This window comes from Lishizhenia tianjinensis, from assembly GCF_900116425.1.
Taxonomy (GTDB): domain Bacteria; phylum Bacteroidota; class Bacteroidia; order Flavobacteriales_D; family Crocinitomicaceae; genus Lishizhenia; species Lishizhenia tianjinensis.
In genome coordinates, this window is sequence record NZ_FPAS01000004.1 from 173,177 (window position 1) to 192,013 (window position 18,837).

Below are 18,837 nucleotides of genomic sequence, written 5' to 3' on the forward strand. Positions count from 1 at the left end.
ACGCCTTATTTTCTCACTTATAATTTGAATTTCAGAAAGGTACCAATCACCCACCCCGATTCAGTATCTTTCACATTTAACTCCACACTCCTCATGAGTTGAGTATTAAGGTCGACTCTTTTAGACAGTTTAAATTCCAATCCAAATAAATACCTAAACTCCCTAAACTCGTTTTTTCCATTAAATCGATAAAACAATTCGGTTCCCAGATACGGATCCACCCATTTTGAGGTATTAAAGCTAACTTCAGGCTTCAACCTAAAATAAGTTTGACCTTGACGAAATTCACTTCCATAATTCACGTCTTGCTGTAAACGCGCCCTAATATCATACCGTACAAAACGCTTCTTTTTCTTAGAGCTGTAACTAAAATCAGTGTATAATCGCTGCTTATCAAAAAACTCCTGTTCTAAGGTAGCTCTATACCCTAAGCTCAAATCTAACCTCTTGCTTAATTCTCTATTATAACTCAATTGATACAAGTGCTTCCAACCATCCGTAAATTCTATGGGAATATCATCACGAAACTGCAACTTAAGGGTCAACGCGTTCTTCTTATTCAACTTAAACTTCATGGAGCTTCCTCCCCAATACTTCGATTGCGCACCTACAGTAGTCACCAATAACAACATTGCTAAAAGAGCTAGTATTCTCATAAAAAAACAGTCATTAATTGAAAAAAAGGCCCAATAACATTAGGCGAAATCTTAGAAGCTTACGAACGCTTCAAAATATTCAATAATAATTCATCCTAAATTACTACAATCGAAGTAAAAGTGAAGATGAATTGAGGTGTTAGCTTTCAGCTAATTATTATTTGATGTCCACAAAAAGGAATTTATCATTACTAAAGCTTACCAAAAACCCAACTCTATGTTTCAGCTTGATCAAGACAGGTCGTACAAATATTCCTATCTTGGTAGAACCATAGCAGTTTAGTTGTTGATCCCATTTAATGATTGAAATACAGCTGAAACGAACAAAGCGAACTAGAAATAATACTATGAAATCAGAAAACAAACTCGCAGGACTTGGGGTTTTGACCGCTATTTCGGCTTCATTGTGTTGTATAACACCTTTACTTGCAATGTTGGCAGGAACAAGTGGACTTGCTTCAACTTTTGCTTGGATTGAGCCTTTGAGACCCTATTTAATAGGACTTACAGTTTTTGTACTTGCTTTTGCTTGGTATCAAAAACTGAAGCCAAAGAAACAAACGGACTGCGCCTGTGATTCCAATGAAAAAGAACCCTTTATACAGACAAAAAAGTTCTTAGGGATAGTGACTGTATTTGCAGTACTCATGCTTGCCTTTCCAAACTATTCCCACCTTTTCTATTCAAAGTCAGAAAGTACGACCATCGTCACCGAACAATCCCAAATTAAGACCACAGAATTTAAAATAGAAGGAATGACTTGTTCAGGTTGTGAGGAACACGTAAATCAGGAAGTAAATAAACTAAGGGGAATAATACATGCGACTGTATCCTACGAAAATGGAAATGCAAGCATTGAATTTGACCAAACCCAAACAAGCATAGAAGAAATTGAAAAAGCAATTGAAAAGACGGGGTATTCAGTAAGTCACAAAGAATAAAAATGAAGGTTGAATTACATTCCATACTTACCTGCCCACATTGCGGACATAAAAAGGAAGAAATTATGCCCATAGATGCTTGTCAATACTTTTATACCTGTGAAAACTGTAAGAAAAGAAAACAATACAACCCAAACAAGGCGACTGTTGCGTTTATTGCAGTTATGGAACCGTGAAATGCCCCCCAATACAACATTCTTCAAACTGTTGTTAAAAGGGCTTTCGCAAATAAAACATTTTTATTCAGCTTTTTATTAAGTAGGACAGGAAACCAAAATTGAATGAAGTTCGCAAGAAAAATAGAAACGAAATTTCAACCTCTGTTAAAACGTTACGGATTAGATCAACAGGAAGAATTATCCAATGCTATTGCCTTTAGTAATGGAAAAGTAACTATGTGTTTTCTGAATGAAAAGGATGACATTTTGAATATTACTATCGGTAACGGCTGGTCCATTCCACTTTGGTTAATCTCTAAATTATTCAAGTTAGACATTGAGAATTTCGACAGCTTTAATATTGAACAACTGGAGGTTTCAAGTTTTAGAAATGATTTGATTAATGAGTTTAATAATAAACTTAAAGATATACTGGAAGGCGATCTTTCTTGGTATTCTAGAGCAATAAAATTATGGAGAGAATTAGGTTTGAAGTCAAACATAAAAATTGAATTTATTGACGAGAAAGGAAACATTCTTAATGAGCCAGATAAATATATGCGAGGAGGAAAGGAGACCTTGGAAATTATAAAAGAAAGTACATATGAAAGATTAGGTCAGGACATTTGTAATAAGCAAGGAATAATACACATAGAAATTGACACAACTGGAACCAATTTTTCCGTGGTTAATAATGTAACCTTTGAAAATATGAGCATCGGTAAAAGCTATAAAATATAGCTGCCCTTGGTACTAGCATCGTTGTTTAGACTGGCACTCAAAAATCATCGACCCGTTCCATCACTGATGACCTTAAATTAATTGAGGAATTTGGACAAAGTTTTCGGCTTTTTGTGGCTCAGCATTAATGAGGATTATCAACCATTTTTATGTTCTTATTAATTTTCTTTAGACAAATGTTTCTATCTTTCTGGGAGTATCATCGCTTTCAAAGCTTGATAATTGTAATGAACATTGACCAGAAATATAAGAATCACCCATGAAGCAGTTACTCACAATACTATTAATTTCCCCCCTACTTAGTCTAGCTCAATTAACTGATACCACATGTATTCAATCAAGATGGATTGCATTAAAAAAAACTGAACCAAACAAAAATATTTTCATGCTTGACTCCTCCTATGATTGCAGTTTGGATTTGGTTTATACGATTAAAACTTTAGTAGACAGTAATCAATTAAATATCTATCAGCAATACTATAATCCTCATGGCAATAAACGTTGGTACTATATAGATTATCAAAAGGAAAAAGAAGAACTTTTGAAGGATAGCATGTCTTTATCTAAACAACCTTATTTTGAAATTGTAGTAGAAGCTGATGTTCCCTTGGTTAACATTTATGGCTATGACAGTACAATTTTAGAAGACGGAAGACAGGTTTTTGTTTACCCTTCGCCATTTGTTTACGTTTATCCTGCCCGTAAATGTGATGAAATTAGAATAAAAGAAACTAGGGTATTTAATGATTCAACTCAAACCTTTGAATTTGTGCCCGTTGGGTTAAGTTTTTACTTCAAAGGAGGTAAATATAGTAGAGGTTATGAAAAATTTTGGATAGACTTAAATGAATTTTTCGCAGTACTCGAAGACAAAGAGAAATATCCCTGGTATCAAAGTATAATAAACAAAGAATATCAAGGTTTTCAGTACATGCAAGTATCTTGTTACGACTATGAGATTAAATATTAATGGACTCCACGATAAACTAACTTGGATTATAAAAACTAAACCTCCAGAAACAGATCATACACTATGAATAGCTCTATTGAATTTACATTTCACGAAATTAATGCTCTCAACAAATTGTTGGGACAAATTAAATCTGAAGCTCATTTGATTGCAGACGATATTAACTTTTTCGCAATGAGTCCCTTTATCATTTCGGTGTTTGAAAAAATACATAAAGAATATAAAAATCAAATACGAACTAAATATAAAAACAAGAAATTCAAAGCAACAGGTCCAGAGATAGATCTCAGTCTCCTCAATGATTTTCAACTTACCGACCAACGTTATGTTGGAGAAAGGATTCAAAGGATTTCGGAGCTAAGTCAACCTGGTAAAGATTATATTAAAGGTTTAGATAAAGAAAAACGCGAAGAATACTGCGACTCGATATTTGCACCCTTTAAACCTACTGAAAAACAGCGACAAGAAATTTTGGCTGTATTAGCGTCTATTTCTAATACGAAATAAAAATACAACAACACACTACGGTCCTTTTTAAAAAAATTATAACCACCTGTTACCATTTGTGTATTTAGAATTATACACATATGAATAGACTAATTCACTTAACACTACTTTCACTTTTTCTGATAGGCTGTAGAAGCTATATTAAAATTGGTTCCGTTAAGAATAACGTGTGTAAATCACTAGAAAAGAAAACGGTGCTCTTTGCTGTTTTCGTAGATTCTGATAGAACTCATCCTTGGTCAGCATACGACATTAACTCAACCCTTGATTCTATTCAAGTTTCTATAGATTGGCTCGAAAAACAAGCTGTGGCAAATGGAATCTCCTTAGACATCATACTCGAACACGGTATCAATGCTTCTAAAGACAGTGTCATTCCCTTTAAAGAAAAGTTCAAATACGAATCGCTTTCTGGTACATTGTTTAAATACAAAGACCTAACCAAGGGAATAGATTTGGTGGATGCATGGTCGGATAATGTTTCTAAAGATGTGGCGCGATCGTTGCCAAAGGATACATCCGAGTTGGTTTTAACAAAAAACAAGTTGAATAACCGCGAGCGACTTATTGCCAAATTGCGCAATCAATACAAGACAGATAACATAGCCTTGATGTTTTTCATCAATAACTACTTTGAAAATGAAATCAGTGTTGCCTTTCACACCTCAAGTGGAACGGAAATCGAATACGCCATAGTTAGTAAGAAGCAACCTACGGTTATCGTACACGAGTTTCTTCACCTATTCGGAGCTTGCGATCTTTACTTATCTCCTTTTGACCATGGTGTTTTTCCACGTCTGAAAAAAAGAAGAGTAATGAAACGATATCCTAATGAAATCATGGCGTTTACGCATAAAAATCTTGACTCTTTAAATCTATCGCCATTAACCAAATACCTCATCGGTTGGGAAAACCAACTAGACAAAAAAGAAGGACGCTTTCTTGTCAATAGGAGGAGGAAAGTCCTCGAATACTAATATTAAAGTTTTTACCCTCCGCGTTAAGCGAGAGCTTTGGAGAAAAATTTCTACCTTGTTAAGCGTTTCCATCTATATCAATTCGATTAGACGACTGTTGTTATTTGTGGATTTTCATTAAAGTGGATTAGAAAATACAGGCATGAATAAATTATTGGTTTTCACATCATTTATAGTCATCTCCATTTACGGATATTGTGACACACTCGACTATTACAATATTTTCTTATATGACTCGCTTATTGGACAATTCAATTCCTTTTCCGAAAACCCAACAATTGAATTGAAATCCTCTGAATTAAAAGATACCGATGTAATAACCGTTAGATATGGATCTGATTTTCATTGTATTGATTGCACATATGTTTTAAGTGTTCTAATTGAGGTAAAAGAAAAAACTCCAGAAGCTGTGACCTCTGATCATTACGGAAAACTATCAATTCCTTTAAAAGACTTGACTTACTTTCTAAATAAGTATGATATAGACAAATATTACTTCAACTATTCTGTTAGGTCCAAAAATAAAACCGAAGAAAATAAAGTTTACCTATTTGAGTTGAAATTTATTTGAAATAATTGACCTCATGCTAACACAAAACTATTACACGTCATTTAAGACAAACCATTCTGGTTAATAAAAGAAGAATGAAATACATCATAATTATTTTCTTATTCCTCTACAATTTGAATGCTGCGATTGCATGTGACTGCAAGGGCTTAACGGTTGAAGAAAGTTTCAATTCGAGTTCCCAAGTTGTACTAGGAGAAATAATCAAAGTAGAACATAAAATCTATATTATTGATAAAGAGAGTAAAGACAGTATACAACAGCGCTACGAACGACTTGTAAGAAACGACACCATTCATTATGTTGAGTATACTGTTCAAGTTTTCAAAAACTACAAAGATTCGCTTAAAACATCAAAACTAATTCTGAGAGCCAATGCAGATCGTTCCAATTGCGATTTAAAGTTGGAGCTTGGAGTTACCTATATGATTTACGGTTACGATAATTGGTGGGGAAATCTGTATTACCCAAAAGACAAGTATTTTATTCTTTCTTCAATTTGTACGAGAACCACTAAGCATTGGAAAAAAGAACTAGAAGAGTTAGAAGCGTATTTAAGAGAAAATAATTAACCCCAAACTGAAATTGAACACAATGAGAACATATCATCCAAGACTCTCCGAGGCTAAGACGTGGGATTATATTGAAAAGCGATATATTGCAAATTGGCAAGATGTACACGAAAGGTTGGTTGAATTGATTCGACACATTAAGAGTTCTGACTATAAAGACAGACTCTATGGATCCACATCAATGGACAAACTTGTTATAAGCATTTATAACCCTATTGACTATGACAAAGAAGTCTTACACATCACATTTGACACGTGGACCAGGAAATGGAATTTCAAATATTTCGCGATGCCTTTTCAGAAGCCTCAATTTGTAAGAACCTATGACGAAGAACAAGGGATAGAAAAATTTGACAACTTCATCAAGATGCTTAAGTGGCAGAAAATAACTAGCTTATAACCACTAAGACTTATAACCACCACTATTCTCAAGAGTAAAGGCGGTTTTAAATAATTAATATTTAAAAAGGTGTATTTATACACTTGTTAGTAACAACTAAAGCCCAGAGTCTCCCAACTACAATATTGAACTTAATCATGCTTAGAGTAATACTCCGACAACTATTAATCTTCACCCTATATCTTTCCGCCTGTTCCTACTTTTTGTTTAATCATAGTGGTGGTGCTGACATCGCTTTCATTCTATTCTTGGATCTATCCTTAGCAATTCACTTTATCGTCAACATTGGTTTAGTATTAAAGGATAGGAACAGTAAAACAAAGAGAAGGTGGACTTATTGGGATATCCTGGTACTAATCGGAATTGTAGGATTGTTTTTCCTGTTCGCAGATTCCTATCTTGATTTTATGTGGTGGTTTACTTCTAAATTCCAATAAAACAGAATTAGTTAGGACTGTTACTAACAACGGCTAAGCGCCTTGCCCGAATGCGCGTTTTAAAACAAAACATGGGTTGAAAGAAAATCTTAGTTTTAAAAGAAAAACAAAGTTGAAACTGGGCACATCACCTAGCCGAGACCGTTAACCAACCAATTAACCACCACTTTCCATGACTAAAAACAAACCCTCAAAAACAACAAAACCCTCTCAAAATAATAGATACTAAAAAAGCCAGCTAAAAAGCTGGCTTTGTACCCGAAACGCAACATTTATCGAACTTTTCCATCACTGATGACCTTAAATTAATTGAAGAATTTGGACAAAATTTTCGGCTTTTTGTTGCTTAGGGAAGGTTAGGAAATTCAACCTTTTTTTTGTTTTGATGAATTTTATTTAGACAAAAATTTCTATTCATTTTTTTGTATCCAATTCTCTATTATGAGGAATAAAATAAACAAACTTGGATTCTATTTAGTGACGTTTATTCCCCAATTTTGGTGGTATAAACACATTACATATATACTACCATATACCGAGATAAAGCATACTTTTTAAGGCATAAACTCACTCCTATAACAAAGAGAAACCAACTTTGCACCTAAAGAATTTCAAAAAAATAACTAGCTTTAAACCACTAAGACTTACAACCACCACTATTCTCAAGAGTAAAGGCGGTTTTAAATAATTAATATTAAAAAAGGTGTATTTATACACTTGTTAGTGGCAATTAGAATGAAGACAATAACAATCATATTAATATTAGTTCCATTCCTGTCGTTTTCGCAGACAAAAGAAGGATATATTGACGAAAATGGATGGAAACAAGGAATGCACAAGGGTTATTCAGGAAGTTGGTTGTTTGAACGAACATATGTGAATGATACATTGACAGGTCCGTTTAGAAAGTATACAAAAGATGGGACAACATGGGAGACTGGATTTTTCAAGAACAAGGAATATGACAGCTTGTGGATTGAATATTATTCTGATGGTTCAGTTGAAACAATAAAGAATTATAATCAAGGTATTAAGCAAGGAGAATTTAAAGAGTTTTATAAAAGTGGAAAGCTAAAATATGAAGCTGTTTTTAATTCTGACACTTTAGTCGGAGAAGCAAAAAATTACTTTGAGAGTGGAGCAATTAGAGCTAAGGGGAACAGAAGAAATGGAGAATGGATTACATATCATGCAAATGGGGAAATCGCAAGTATTGAAAAATTCAAAGATGGTAAATTAAACGGAGACTTGTTTAAGTATAATGAGAAGGGAGAACAAATTTTGCCTGTCTTCATCAAACAAACCTTTCCAGACACAAATGTGGTTAATAGTTCAAATTTAAATATTTACGTAATGTTTGACCAGCCTAAAAGAGAGCAAAGAGTTCTAAGGTTTGGAGAACATTTATTTCGTGGAGCGACTGTTTGTTTAAATGGAAGTAACATAGTTCTCAAATATGGTAATGAATATGTTGTTTTAAAAGAAAATGGTGTTGAGTTGAAGACTTCATCCACTTTGACTTGTAGTACCGAATTAACTACTACAAAATTTGGAATTAATAGAGAAGTAAAAGAATTACCAATTGGCGAATGGGATATTAAATACATTGAAAAAGATGTTGACCACAAAACAAGTTTAGGGAAATTAGTTATCCACATAAAACAACTTAAATGTGATGACACAGGGACAAATCCAGTAACTCTTAAACGACAGGAAGGGAACTTGGAAATCTTGAATATTGATAATTTGCAATTTTTTGAATATGACATAAATAATGACGGACAGAACGAACTGTACATTCTTTCATATGCAAGCTGTCAAGGTTATTTGAAAATATATAAAATAGAAGAATAAAAGCCACTAACAATGTATAAAAATAATAGCCGAGATAGTAGTAAATTCAAGGGTTGTAGCCCGCTTCAACTTTCTTGTAACTTGACAGGGAAGTGCCACGCAATCGGCTACTATTCTTATACTCACCGTTAACCAACCAATTAACCATCACTTTCCAAGACTAAAAACAAACCCTCAAAAACAACAAAACCCTCTCAAAATGAGAGGGTTTTATAAAAATGTACCCGAAACGCAACATTTATCGAACTTTTCCATCACTGATGACCTTAAATTAATTGAGGAATTTGGACAAAATTTTCGACTTTTTGTTGCTTAAGTTAGATTAAGAAAAACACCCTTTTTTATGTTTTGATGAATTTCATTTAGACAAAAATTTCTATTCTTTTTTTGTATCCACTCTTCTATTCGTGAGGAATAAAATAAACAAACTTGGATTCTATTTAGTAGTGCTTATACTCCAATAATGGCAGTATAAACATATTACATATATACTACCATATACCGAGATAAAGCGTACTTTTTAAATCATAACCTCACTCCAATAACAAAGAGTAACCAACTTTGCACCTAAAGAATTTCAAAAAAATAACTAGCTTTAAAGTACATAAATCTACAACCACCTCCATTCTCGAGAATTAAGGCGGTTTTAAGTAGTTAAAATTTAATAAGGTGTTTTTATACACTTGTTAGCCAACATTGCCCAATCAATAATGGACCGAAGTAAAAGAATTATAATAATTAAGAATAAATTAATAGAATTAAAAAAACTTGACCGAAAAAAAACAGTTTTTGGAAGTCAATCTCACAACTATATATCTAAGCCTATTAATTCTGATGAAATCATAAATTATGAAAACCAATACAATGTTCTTATTCCCGAAGAGCTTAGGTTGTTTTTAATTGAGATTGGATATGGGGCTGGTCCAGATTATGGAATTTACAATATCTCAAAAATGTTTTCTGAATTTGACGAATGGAATGATTGGACAGAAAACATTTCATCAATCCAAAGTTCTTTTGAATTAAAAAATAAAGACTCTTTGGAATTAATCACTTCAAAAACTGATAATCCTGAAGGTTTATTTTATAAGAGACTTAAAACAATAAATGGACTTTTGCCGATCCAAACTCAAGGATGCACTTATTATTCGTTTATAGTAGTTAATGGCGAACAAAAAGGAAAAATATGGAATTTAGACACCAATGAATTTGATGTCTTACCTGGCGGAGTGTATAGAGAAGTAACTTTTTTTGAATGGTACGAGAAATGGTTGAATGATAAATTGGAATCATTAGGTTGCAAAAAACTTAATGATCCAAATCATTGGGAAAGAAATGTTTCTGAAAACAAAATGAATTGGTTGAAAAAAATTAAATAAATAACGATTGGCTAACAGTTTGTATATTGCATATGCTCCCTTCGGGTAGCAAACACAACATATAAGAGGCGTTAGCCCACATATAAAAGACATTGAGACAATTAAGAAAATTAAGGGAAATGAAATCAAAATTGAGTTCTCAACCAAAACTCGACAAAACTTTTATTTTTCCATACTCAACCGACAAGTTGAAAAAGCGAGATGAGATTTGGAGCAACCTTCAAAAGGGACTGCTATTAGAAGATGTTAGAACTTTAATTCATTGGGAGACTCCATTTAATCAACTTGACAAATACAAAGAGAAAAGACGTGACAGTGGTGACCGAACCGAATGGTATTTTGGGAAACACAAAATTCTCGATGGATATGAAAGTCATTTGGAAGCAATGATGTGGATGAACCTTCCATGGACAAACCCTTTGACTCAAATATCTGACAATATTGGAACTGACTCTGATGGAAATAAGAATTTTCTTGACCTAAAAAACAGGATCACCGACTTACTTGGAGAACCAACGAGAGTAGATCTAGAGAAATTTGGATCCTTTGATTTAGGAGTTATTGAATGGATAAACGGACGAGTAATAATATCCTTGGTTGGAATTGAGCATTTTAATTGTCGCTACAGTCTGAATATCGGATTGACAGAAGATAAGAATAAAGAATACTTGAATAAAACAATCGAAGATTTGAAAGCTCAAGGATTGACTGAAGAAGAACTTGGAAAATGAAGTCCTTCGAATCTGCCCTAAAGTCCATACACAGAACGTTAATACTAATGAAAATGACTCAAACCATAATTTTATCACTGCTCATTTCAATGAGTTTTATTTCATGCTCTCAATCATCAAAGACGGTTTCCAATCATAATAAGTCATCCGAAAAGTGTGCAGAATTATTTTCAAAGAAAATTTCCAATGATTCAGGTACACTAGCTTTGGACTTAATCCGCCTCACTGAATGCACAGCTGACATTGATACTTTTGATGTGACTTATGGAGGTCCTTATATTATTCAACTCGCTACGAAAAATAGAGAAGCTGGATTAACTTATTCAGAATTTATGGATGATTTCCAAAAATTTAAAAAGGACAAAATGTATTCTGACTTTAAGAGAAGTACATACAACGATTACATACTAAAACGAAGGGTTGCCGATTACAAAAACTGGAGTAACGACTCCCTGTTACTAGAAAAAATGGGAGTACCATCTGATTTCATTAGAAATTATGGTGAATACGTTCAAACACATGCGGACGGTGTCAAAACACATGCTGTTTTATCAGAAGAGTATCGGGAATCATTAAAAATGGACTAGTACTAAAAGCCATGGGCTGAACAACCACTACCGAACAGCCCACATTGCCTACTGCGAAACCGTTAACCAACCAATTAACCATCACATTCCAAGACTAAAAAACAAACCCTCAAAAACAACAAAACCCTCTCAAAATGAGAGGGTTTTAGTAAAGTGTACCCGAAACGCAACATTTATCGAACTTTTCCATCACCGATGACCTTAAATTAATCGAAGAATTTGGACAAAATTTTCGGTTTTTTGTTACTTAAGTTAGATTAAGAAAATCACCCTTTTTTATGTTTTGATGAATTTCATTTAGACAAAAATTTCTATTCTTTTTTTGTATCCACTCTTCTATTCATGAGGAATAAAATAGAGAACCTTGGATCTTTTTTTGTGGCGTTTATTCCCCAATATTGGTGGTATAAACACATTACATATATACTACCATATACCGAGATAAAGCATACTTTTTAAGGCATAAACTCACTCCTATAACAAAGAGAAACCAACTTTGCACCTAAAGAATTTCAAAAAAATAACTAGCTTTAAACCACTAAGACTTATAACCACCACTATTCTCAAGAGTAAAGGCGGTTTTAAATAATTAATATTTAAAAAGGTGTATTTATACACTTGTTAGGCAATATTAGAAAGGAAACAATATGACAAGAAAAGTTATAATATTATTGATAATTATAGTAGCTATAAGTTCATGCAGGCTTTTATTAAGTAGAAAAACTTCTGATGCAATTAAAAATCCTCAAGCATTGGAATACTACATTCAAGCTCAAGAGCAGAGTGCTAAAGGTAAAGTAGGCTTTCAAAATGCAATAAATCTTTTAAATAAAGCAGATAGCTTGGAGCCCAAAAATGCTATTATTTTGCATGAAAGAGGATTGACTAAATTCAATTCGAAAATAGATATAGATGGATCTTTTATCGATTTACAACTATCTATTAATTATTCAACTGATGAAAAAGACAAGTTAATCAGATATAATAATAGAGGAATATGCTACATGGAAATAAATAAAATGGATAAAGCATGTGAGGACTGGGCAAGATCAGGAAAATATGGGGAAAGTTACACTGAAAAATATTGTAACAAATAACATTGCCTAACAAAACCTAAACTGCATTATAACGCAGTTTAGCCGGATCGTTGTGGTGCATAAAATGAAACCCGTTGAATCTACATATGAAATTATTGCTTGGAAGCATTTGAACGAAAGCGTAGACGAAAAATGGTCAAATTGGGCTGTCGACATGATGATTATTGGATATGATACAGAGCATTTAGTTGAACTTGCTGGAATTGAAAAGCCATACAACCAATTCGAATTAAAAGAATTGACTGATAAAGTATTTGAAGAATTAAACCTTGACTATAAGAATCAGGACAAAGTGGTAATTGACTATGTGACATATTTGGCAAAAGAAGTTCTGAACAATAATAGAGATTTACTCAAAACCCTAAAAGAAATCAAAGACTTGTGTATCATTCTTGATTATGATAGTAAAATATACGATTTCTACTCGCTATACTTTGCTAAAGAAGATTTGAATTATGACACTGTGCAATGGTATTGGAATGGAGCAGACAGAACCAATATTGATCAAGTTTGTATGGAATATTTAACAAATTGGATTAAAGAAAATGGAAGTAAATTTTGATAAGGAAACCCTAACATCTGAAGATGGATTTTGGATAATGTTCTATTTTCTCAAAGAACACTATGATTTGGCAGGTGGCGAATTTGATTTAAGTGATATTCTAAGTGCATGCGAACCAATGGACTGGTCAGATTCTGGAATAAAGATTCCAGCTGACAGCTCTATGATTGAGTATTGGAATGAAGCTCTGAAGAAATATAGAAAACAAGGGAAGCCAAATTTTAAACAACTAAAGAAATAACGACACCACAACACTATGTAAATAGCATTAAAACGCATTTTACACTAAACGTTGTGGCTAATTAAAAAAGATATTGAAATCAATATTTAAAATATTCCTACTAATTGTAATTGCAGGAACAACCTCAAGCTGTCGACAGGAAATAGTTCCTAATGAACTTCTTCCAAAATTTGACAGTATTCTTAAAGACCCTACTCAACTGACAGAATATGAGTTTTCAGAAGGTGCTCCATTTAAACATGTCGCATTGCCATTGGATTTTGGATCTGACAAATTCAAAGACTCCACTATTTTAGCCAAGCTAGAAAACACTCACATAAAGTACATTACTTATGTTTATTCGGACTTCAAATCGGACTCAAAGTTTAAGCAAGAAGAACTGAACCGAGAAAGACTTTATAATCTTTATCAATATTTCCCAGAACTGTTCGACAGCAACGAAACAGAATGGAAAATAATCGAACAAACAGGAGCTAAATCAGAAAATGAATCTAAAGAGTTATTTCATGGCTATGTTGTGTATTACCGTCCTGTCCCCACCAAAGAAAGTATGAAAGCTGAAATCGCTTACATGGAAAGTATGATTGATACTGCTTTAACATTTATCTCTCCAGTTTCAGACACTAACACTTTAATTACTACATTAGAATCCAATGCAATTGTAGATGAGTTTGGTTCGGAAGCTTATTACGAAAGCGACATTGCTTTTGCCGTTGCAGATTCAGCATATACTTCTGAAGCTGGAACATTTGATTTTGGAAGCTACTTTCAGGATACAACGGTTTCTGCTGTTCTTAATAGAAATAAAGATTGGGATAAAATGCTAATTAACTGTGATTTAACAGGTAGTATGTCACCCTATTCTGTTCAACTTTTTATATGGCACAGATTAAATATTGACAAAAATAAAGTTCAACATTTCGTCTTCTTCAATGATGGTGATATGACACCAGATAACAAGAAAAAGACAGGAAATACAGGAGGGATTTATTATTCCAAAGCTGACAATTTTGAGGAATTAAAAGAAGTCGCCTATAAATGTATGAGAAATGGATTTGGCGGGGATGCACCTGAGAATGATATTGAAGCTATCCTCAAAGGATTTAAGAAATGTAAAGATTGTGGAGACGTGATTCTAATCGCAGACAATTGGGCAAACATGCGAGACTATGAATTCATAAATAAGATTGACCGACCTGTTAGAATAATCTTGTGCGGAACACAATTTGGAATCAATAAACAATACCTTGACTTAGCCAGAGCTACCAAAGGTTCGGTTCATACAATTGAAGAGGATATATCCAACTTAATGGATTTGAAAGAAGGGGAAGAAATTACAATTAGCGGACACACATTCGTTATTGAAAACGGGAAATTCATTGAAGTAAAAAAAATATAAAAACTAGCCACAACAATGGCCGAAAAATCATAGTCCCCCTGCGGGATGGCAACGCTTTTTAGCCGGACCGTTAGTAACCATAAAGATGACATCAGTGAAAATTATTTTATGCACATTACTCGCAGCAATCATTTATGGGATTATTCATGATATGATCACCGCACATCTTTGTGTTGAATATTTTACAATTGGCCATCCCAAAATAATTGAGAGTAAATCTCCAGTTCTTCTTGCACTATTATGGGGCGTAATAGCAACTTGGTGGGTTGCATTACCTATGGGGATATTAGTTGCTGGGTTTAGCCAATTTGGTAAAAAACCAAACTTGGAATTTCGAGATGTAATGAGATTAATTCTTAAACTGTTGCTTATCATGTTTGGAATTGCTCTAATTGCTGGTATTGTGGGCTATGTGCTAACTTATCTTAAAATAATTCATCTTGTACCTAGACTTTCAGAACTAATGGACTCATCTAAACATAGTAAATTTTTAGCAGCTGGATGGGCGCATACATCATCCTATTTAAGTGGAATAATTGGAACGATTTTCCTATGTATTATAGTCACCCGGAAAAGGAAAAGGTTACTAACATCAACTAAAAGCCATGGGCTGAGCAACCACAACCTAAAAACCCGCATCTCCTAGTTGAGAACAGTCAACCAACCAATTAACCATCACTTTCCAAGACTAAAAACACACCCTCAAAAACAACAAAACCCTCTCAAAATGAGAGGGTTTTAGTAAAGTGTACCTAGGGTGGGAATCGAACCCACACTCCCGAAAGAACTGGATTTTGAATCCAGCGCGTCTACCAATTCCGCCACCTAGGCGTTTGCGAATTGCGATTGCAAAAATAGTAAATTCTTTGAATAGATTACTATAGTTTGAGATTTATTTTAAGGAAAAATGAAGTCCGCCATTCAAGTGCTTCATTTTAAAGCATAAAAAAAAGGGTGAACCTAAGTCCACCCTTCTTATGTAAACAAAAACCAGCTTATTTATTTAAAACCAATTTTAAATCGAATGCTACTTCTGATGACACGTGCCCGTTAGTTTTGTCTTCTGGGTTTGTGTATGGTAATGCATCACCGAAATCAACTGCGAAAGAACTCTCTAATGTCATTGTTCCTTCAGCGTCAGTTTTACTTACGTTGATGTCTTGTGTAAACTCTTGTCCTACTGCATTGATAGTAATGTTCATTACATCTCCAGAGAAAGAGTTAACTTTTACGTCTGTTGCTGGGAAAGCAGGAACGTTAAAGAAAGTTGAGTCAGATAAGTGACCTACTAAGTTTCCGTTTTTCTCTGCATCTTCAACATCACTGTTAGAGATAGACGTCATATCTACTTTGAAAGATCCTGAAACGAACTCTTCACCTTTCATCGTTAAAGATCCTTCAGAAACTTTAATTGCTCCATTGTGACTTCTTTGGATTTCACCTTCTTTTACCCATGAACCTGTCCAGTTCAAAGTTGTAGCTTCAGCGTTTAAGTTGTAAGTAACTTCTTCAACAACTGGCGTTTCAACCGCATCAGCAGCTGTTTCTTCTACTTTTTCTCCTTCACCTGTACAAGCTGTAGTAGCTAAAGCTGCAAAAGCAAATGCAGCAACATAAAACTTTTTCATAGTCTTTTTTGATTTTTTTATTTAGGCAAAAATAATATTATTTAGTTACCTAGGTAATATATGTAATGACTTTTTTTACTCTGTTCGAATTTTATCTTTTAGAAGACATTTGAAAATGCGCTCCTACACCTAAATCATTATATTTATCACCTCATCCAATGTTTATGTTAGAACTCGATAGTATATACAAATCCTTTTACCGAAAAAGAGCGGTTGCAGACATCAGCTTAAAGGTGAAGGAAGGCGAAATCTATGGTCTTCTCGGACCCAACGGAGCTGGAAAATCAACCCTGATACGCATCATCAATAAGATTATCCAGCAAGACAAAGGTTTTATCAGTTTTAAAGGACAAATACTCTCGTCCAAACATTTGAATGAAATTGGTTACCTCCCTGAAGAACGCGGACTTTATAAGAGTATGACTGTTGAACAACAAGCTATTTTCTTAGGTAGGTTGCGCGGACTTAGTAAAAACGATGCTAAGGAAAGCCTACGTTACTGGCTACAAAAATTTGAAATTGAGGCGTGGAAAGACAAAAGAATTGAAGAGCTTTCAAAAGGTATGGCCCAAAAGGTTCAATTCATTTGTACCGTTTTGCACAAGCCCCATTTATTGATTCTTGACGAACCTTTCAGTGGTTTCGACCCTATCAATATAGAGTTGATACGTAAAGAATTGAAACAAATGCGCGCCGATGGCAAAAGCATCATTCTTTCTACCCACAACATGAAAAGTGTAGAAGAGATCTGCGACAGAGGAATGATAGTACACAAAGGGGTAAAGAAACTGGAAGGAAATATAACTACCTTAAGGGAAGATAAAAAGGAAGGCATTTTTGCCATACAATTCCAAGGTAATATGATCGCTTTTGCCAATGCACTTTGGACAGGTTATGAAATAGTAGACAAAGAAGTCTTAGCAGACAACAGGTTTCTGGTACACCTTAAAATGCGCGGAGAAAATGAATTCAATGATTTATTGGCCACATTAATTCCCCATGTAAAAATTGAAAAAGCAGAAGAAATACTCCCAAGTATGGAAGATGTATTTATTAAAGAAGTAAACGGACCTCAAAACACGGAAGATGAAGCATAGTTGGTTAATTGCAATGAGAGAATTGAAGGAGCGTGTAAAATCGAGATCCTTCTTACTAATGGCTTTATTAGGACCTATACTTGTTTTAGGACTTACCTATTTACTCTTTGCTTTAGGTGGCAGTGAAAAAAAGATTTTGAATGTCTTGATCATGGATCCACAAGAGATCATGTCGGGTAAAATTATGCCCAAAGAAGACCCCAACATTAAATACAGTTTCACCAATACCTACGTAGATTTTGAAGAGTTTGCCAAATATGAGGAATACCAAAAGTTTGACATAGGCGTTGAGTTAAATGAAAAAGTTATCTCCAACAAGCACATCAAAGTGATGTACAGAGAAACCCCTTCAGAACGTGTAAAAACAAGAATTCAATATCACGTAGAAAGAAGGTTTGAGGAGATATTTGTAAAGGAATTTACCCAATTGAGTGTACAGAAATTCAGGGAAATTAAACAACCCATGCAATTTCACTTTTTCAATGTATACGACCCGAAAAATACAGATTCTAAACTTTCGGCCTGGGCAGGTTATTTTTTCGGACTCATCATCATTTTGTTCATCTTCTTATTTGGTATGACCATATTAAGAAGTGTTTCTAAAGAAAAATCTAACCGCATCGTAGAGGTGATATTAGCTTCCGTTAGTGCACGTCAACTTTTGGTAGGAAAAGTAATTGGTATAGGCATCTCTGCTTTGTTTCAATTTGTTCTTTGGAGTATTATCATAGGAACAGGATTGTTCATACTAAGAGAAACAGTTTTTATAGACCTCTTAGATCCAAGTAATTTCAACCCGCAACAAATGACACAAGAAATTGCCAATGCCAGTATGCAAGAAAAATTATTTGCGGCCAGGGAGTACAATGACTTTGTAGAGTTGGTTTACGAGCGTATACAGTTTTCTAGTATGCTTATCTTTTTCACCCTATTCTTTATTGTAGCCTACATTTTTTATGGCTCCTTCTTCGCCGCAGTAGGAGCTTCAATGGGAAGCGAATCTGACGGGCAGCAATACATCATCCCTATTATGTCTTTACTCTTGTTGGCCTTATATGGCGGGTATTATACGGTGTACTATCCAGAAGGTCCGTGGGCAAATGTTTTTGCATTTCTTCCTTTTACCTCACCGGTAGCGATGATGGTAAAATTAGGCATAGGCTTTAGTGCCAATGATAGCTGGGAACTTTTTGCGAGTTTGGGTATACTACTCGGTTCGGCTTTGCTAATGTTTTATTTAGCAGGAAAAATATACCAGAACGGTATCTTACAATTTGGTCATCGTTTAAAAGCAAAACACTTTATTAAGTGGCTTAAAAAATCATAAATCTCACG

General features: G+C 34.1%; 22 protein-coding genes, 1 tRNA gene and 1 pseudogene. 21 read left to right on the plus strand and 3 right to left on the minus strand.

Features of this window, described 5'->3' with window-relative positions:
- Positions 1-17 precede the first annotated feature (17 nt).
- Positions 18-656: a DUF2490 domain-containing protein gene (locus BM327_RS12290; protein WP_090250561.1), complete on the minus strand. Its 639-nt coding sequence runs from the start codon at positions 654-656 to the stop codon at positions 18-20.
- Between the two features lie 347 nt (positions 657-1,003).
- Here BM327_RS12290 and merTP point away from each other — a divergent pair, with 347 nt between their 5' ends.
- The 19 genes and pseudogenes from merTP (at position 1,004) to BM327_RS12380 (ending at position 15,423) form a co-directional block, all read left to right on the plus strand.
- Positions 1,004-1,597, plus strand: a complete 594-nt coding sequence (gene merTP, locus BM327_RS12295) for a mercuric transport protein MerTP (protein ID WP_090250987.1) — start codon at positions 1,004-1,006, stop codon at positions 1,595-1,597.
- Between the two features lie 2 nt (positions 1,598-1,599).
- Positions 1,600-1,668, plus strand: a pseudogene (locus BM327_RS16015) (MerC domain-containing protein); the annotation flags it as partial.
- Positions 1,669-1,721: 53 nt separating this feature from the next.
- Complete coding sequence (locus BM327_RS16020) at positions 1,722-1,811, plus strand: GDCCVxC domain-containing (seleno)protein (RefSeq protein ID WP_449560078.1); 90 nt, start codon at positions 1,722-1,724, stop codon at positions 1,809-1,811.
- 67 nt (positions 1,812-1,878) lie between these two features.
- Positions 1,879-2,496 carry a hypothetical protein gene (locus BM327_RS12305; protein WP_090250564.1) on the plus strand — a complete coding sequence of 206 codons (618 nt, stop codon included), beginning with the start codon at positions 1,879-1,881 and terminating at the stop codon, positions 2,494-2,496.
- Positions 2,497-2,755: 259 nt separating this feature from the next.
- Complete coding sequence (locus BM327_RS12310) at positions 2,756-3,466, plus strand: hypothetical protein (RefSeq protein WP_139230364.1); 711 nt, start codon at positions 2,756-2,758, stop codon at positions 3,464-3,466.
- Positions 3,467-3,529: 63 nt separating this feature from the next.
- Entirely contained in the window at positions 3,530-3,973 is a 444-nt protein-coding gene (locus tag BM327_RS12315) for a hypothetical protein (RefSeq protein WP_090250573.1), read from the plus strand.
- 80 nt (positions 3,974-4,053) lie between these two features.
- Entirely contained in the window at positions 4,054-4,950 is an 897-nt protein-coding gene (locus BM327_RS12320) for a hypothetical protein (RefSeq protein ID WP_090250576.1), read from the plus strand.
- Positions 4,951-5,092: 142 nt separating this feature from the next.
- Positions 5,093-5,521 (plus strand): hypothetical protein, encoded by a 429-nt coding sequence (locus BM327_RS12325; RefSeq protein WP_090250579.1) that lies wholly within the window; start codon positions 5,093-5,095, stop codon positions 5,519-5,521.
- Positions 5,522-5,595: 74 nt separating this feature from the next.
- Complete coding sequence (locus BM327_RS12330; RefSeq protein ID WP_090250582.1) at positions 5,596-6,090, plus strand: hypothetical protein; 495 nt, start codon at positions 5,596-5,598, stop codon at positions 6,088-6,090.
- Between the two features lie 22 nt (positions 6,091-6,112).
- Complete coding sequence (locus BM327_RS12335) at positions 6,113-6,490, plus strand: hypothetical protein (RefSeq protein WP_090250587.1); 378 nt, start codon at positions 6,113-6,115, stop codon at positions 6,488-6,490.
- A 1,172-nt stretch (positions 6,491-7,662) separates the two neighbouring features.
- Complete coding sequence (locus BM327_RS12340; protein WP_090250591.1) at positions 7,663-8,781, plus strand: toxin-antitoxin system YwqK family antitoxin; 1,119 nt, start codon at positions 7,663-7,665, stop codon at positions 8,779-8,781.
- Positions 8,782-9,491: 710 nt separating this feature from the next.
- Complete coding sequence (locus BM327_RS12345; protein ID WP_090250595.1) at positions 9,492-10,160, plus strand: SMI1/KNR4 family protein; 669 nt, start codon at positions 9,492-9,494, stop codon at positions 10,158-10,160.
- A gap of 119 nt (positions 10,161-10,279) precedes the next feature.
- Positions 10,280-10,891, plus strand: a complete 612-nt coding sequence (locus BM327_RS12350; protein ID WP_090250600.1) for a hypothetical protein — start codon at positions 10,280-10,282, stop codon at positions 10,889-10,891.
- 53 nt (positions 10,892-10,944) lie between these two features.
- Positions 10,945-11,478 carry a hypothetical protein gene (locus tag BM327_RS12355; protein WP_139230365.1) on the plus strand — a complete coding sequence of 178 codons (534 nt, stop codon included), beginning with the start codon at positions 10,945-10,947 and terminating at the stop codon, positions 11,476-11,478.
- A gap of 647 nt (positions 11,479-12,125) precedes the next feature.
- Positions 12,126-12,575: a tetratricopeptide repeat protein gene (locus tag BM327_RS12360; protein WP_090250609.1), complete on the plus strand. Its 450-nt coding sequence runs from the start codon at positions 12,126-12,128 to the stop codon at positions 12,573-12,575.
- Between the two features lie 64 nt (positions 12,576-12,639).
- Positions 12,640-13,137 carry a hypothetical protein gene (locus tag BM327_RS12365; protein ID WP_090250614.1) on the plus strand — a complete coding sequence of 166 codons (498 nt, stop codon included), beginning with the start codon at positions 12,640-12,642 and terminating at the stop codon, positions 13,135-13,137.
- A complete protein-coding gene (locus BM327_RS12370) occupies positions 13,121-13,378 on the plus strand; it encodes a hypothetical protein (RefSeq protein ID WP_090250618.1) in 258 nt (85 codons plus the stop codon). The genes BM327_RS12365 and BM327_RS12370 overlap by 17 nt, the downstream gene beginning before the upstream one ends.
- Positions 13,379-13,451: 73 nt before the next feature.
- Positions 13,452-14,777, plus strand: coding sequence for a hypothetical protein (locus BM327_RS12375; RefSeq protein ID WP_139230366.1), 1,326 nt, complete (start codon positions 13,452-13,454; stop codon positions 14,775-14,777).
- A 94-nt stretch (positions 14,778-14,871) separates the two neighbouring features.
- Positions 14,872-15,423 (plus strand): hypothetical protein, encoded by a 552-nt coding sequence (locus BM327_RS12380; protein ID WP_139230367.1) that lies wholly within the window; start codon positions 14,872-14,874, stop codon positions 15,421-15,423.
- 103 nt (positions 15,424-15,526) lie between these two features.
- On the opposite strand, the gene BM327_RS12385 is transcribed toward BM327_RS12380, so the two are convergent.
- A tRNA-Leu gene (locus BM327_RS12385) sits at positions 15,527-15,608 on the minus strand.
- Positions 15,609-15,772: 164 nt separating this feature from the next.
- Positions 15,773-16,405 carry a YceI family protein gene (locus BM327_RS12390; protein ID WP_090250630.1) on the minus strand — a complete coding sequence of 211 codons (633 nt, stop codon included), beginning with the start codon at positions 16,403-16,405 and terminating at the stop codon, positions 15,773-15,775.
- 164 nt (positions 16,406-16,569) lie between these two features.
- Here BM327_RS12390 and BM327_RS12395 point away from each other — a divergent pair, with 164 nt between their 5' ends.
- On the plus strand, positions 16,570-17,502 hold the full coding sequence (locus BM327_RS12395) for an ABC transporter ATP-binding protein (protein ID WP_090250635.1): 933 nt from the start codon (positions 16,570-16,572) through the stop codon (positions 17,500-17,502).
- Positions 17,492-18,829, plus strand: coding sequence for an ABC transporter permease (locus BM327_RS12400; RefSeq protein ID WP_090250639.1), 1,338 nt, complete (start codon positions 17,492-17,494; stop codon positions 18,827-18,829). The genes BM327_RS12395 and BM327_RS12400 overlap by 11 nt, the downstream gene beginning before the upstream one ends.
- Positions 18,830-18,837 lie beyond the last annotated feature (8 nt).

Excerpts from the sequence above, each read along its gene's own strand:
- BM327_RS12330 (WP_090250582.1), top strand. The coding sequence starts at position 5,596 with ATGAAATACATCATAATTATTTTCTTATTCCTCTACAATTTGAATGCT.
- BM327_RS12310 (WP_139230364.1), top strand. The coding sequence starts at position 2,756 with ATGAAGCAGTTACTCACAATACTATTAATTTCCCCCCTACTTAGTCTA.
- BM327_RS12290 (WP_090250561.1), bottom strand. The coding sequence starts at position 656 with ATGAGAATACTAGCTCTTTTAGCAATGTTGTTATTGGTGACTACTGTA.
- BM327_RS12350 (WP_090250600.1), top strand. The coding sequence starts at position 10,280 with ATGAAATCAAAATTGAGTTCTCAACCAAAACTCGACAAAACTTTTATT.
- BM327_RS12325 (WP_090250579.1), top strand. The coding sequence starts at position 5,093 with ATGAATAAATTATTGGTTTTCACATCATTTATAGTCATCTCCATTTAC.
- BM327_RS12305 (WP_090250564.1), top strand. The coding sequence starts at position 1,879 with ATGAAGTTCGCAAGAAAAATAGAAACGAAATTTCAACCTCTGTTAAAA.
- BM327_RS12370 (WP_090250618.1), top strand. The coding sequence starts at position 13,121 with ATGGAAGTAAATTTTGATAAGGAAACCCTAACATCTGAAGATGGATTT.
- BM327_RS12340 (WP_090250591.1), top strand. The coding sequence starts at position 7,663 with ATGAAGACAATAACAATCATATTAATATTAGTTCCATTCCTGTCGTTT.
- BM327_RS12400 (WP_090250639.1), top strand. The coding sequence starts at position 17,492 with ATGAAGCATAGTTGGTTAATTGCAATGAGAGAATTGAAGGAGCGTGTA.
- BM327_RS12335 (WP_090250587.1), top strand. The coding sequence starts at position 6,113 with ATGAGAACATATCATCCAAGACTCTCCGAGGCTAAGACGTGGGATTAT.
- BM327_RS12355 (WP_139230365.1), top strand. The coding sequence starts at position 10,945 with ATGACTCAAACCATAATTTTATCACTGCTCATTTCAATGAGTTTTATT.
- BM327_RS12315 (WP_090250573.1), top strand. The coding sequence starts at position 3,530 with ATGAATAGCTCTATTGAATTTACATTTCACGAAATTAATGCTCTCAAC.
- BM327_RS12360 (WP_090250609.1), top strand. The coding sequence starts at position 12,126 with ATGACAAGAAAAGTTATAATATTATTGATAATTATAGTAGCTATAAGT.
- BM327_RS12390 (WP_090250630.1), bottom strand. The coding sequence starts at position 16,405 with ATGAAAAAGTTTTATGTTGCTGCATTTGCTTTTGCAGCTTTAGCTACT.
- merTP (WP_090250987.1), top strand. The coding sequence starts at position 1,004 with ATGAAATCAGAAAACAAACTCGCAGGACTTGGGGTTTTGACCGCTATT.
- BM327_RS12395 (WP_090250635.1), top strand. The coding sequence starts at position 16,570 with ATGTTAGAACTCGATAGTATATACAAATCCTTTTACCGAAAAAGAGCG.
- BM327_RS12365 (WP_090250614.1), top strand. The coding sequence starts at position 12,640 with ATGAAACCCGTTGAATCTACATATGAAATTATTGCTTGGAAGCATTTG.
- BM327_RS12345 (WP_090250595.1), top strand. The coding sequence starts at position 9,492 with ATGGACCGAAGTAAAAGAATTATAATAATTAAGAATAAATTAATAGAA.
- BM327_RS12320 (WP_090250576.1), top strand. The coding sequence starts at position 4,054 with ATGAATAGACTAATTCACTTAACACTACTTTCACTTTTTCTGATAGGC.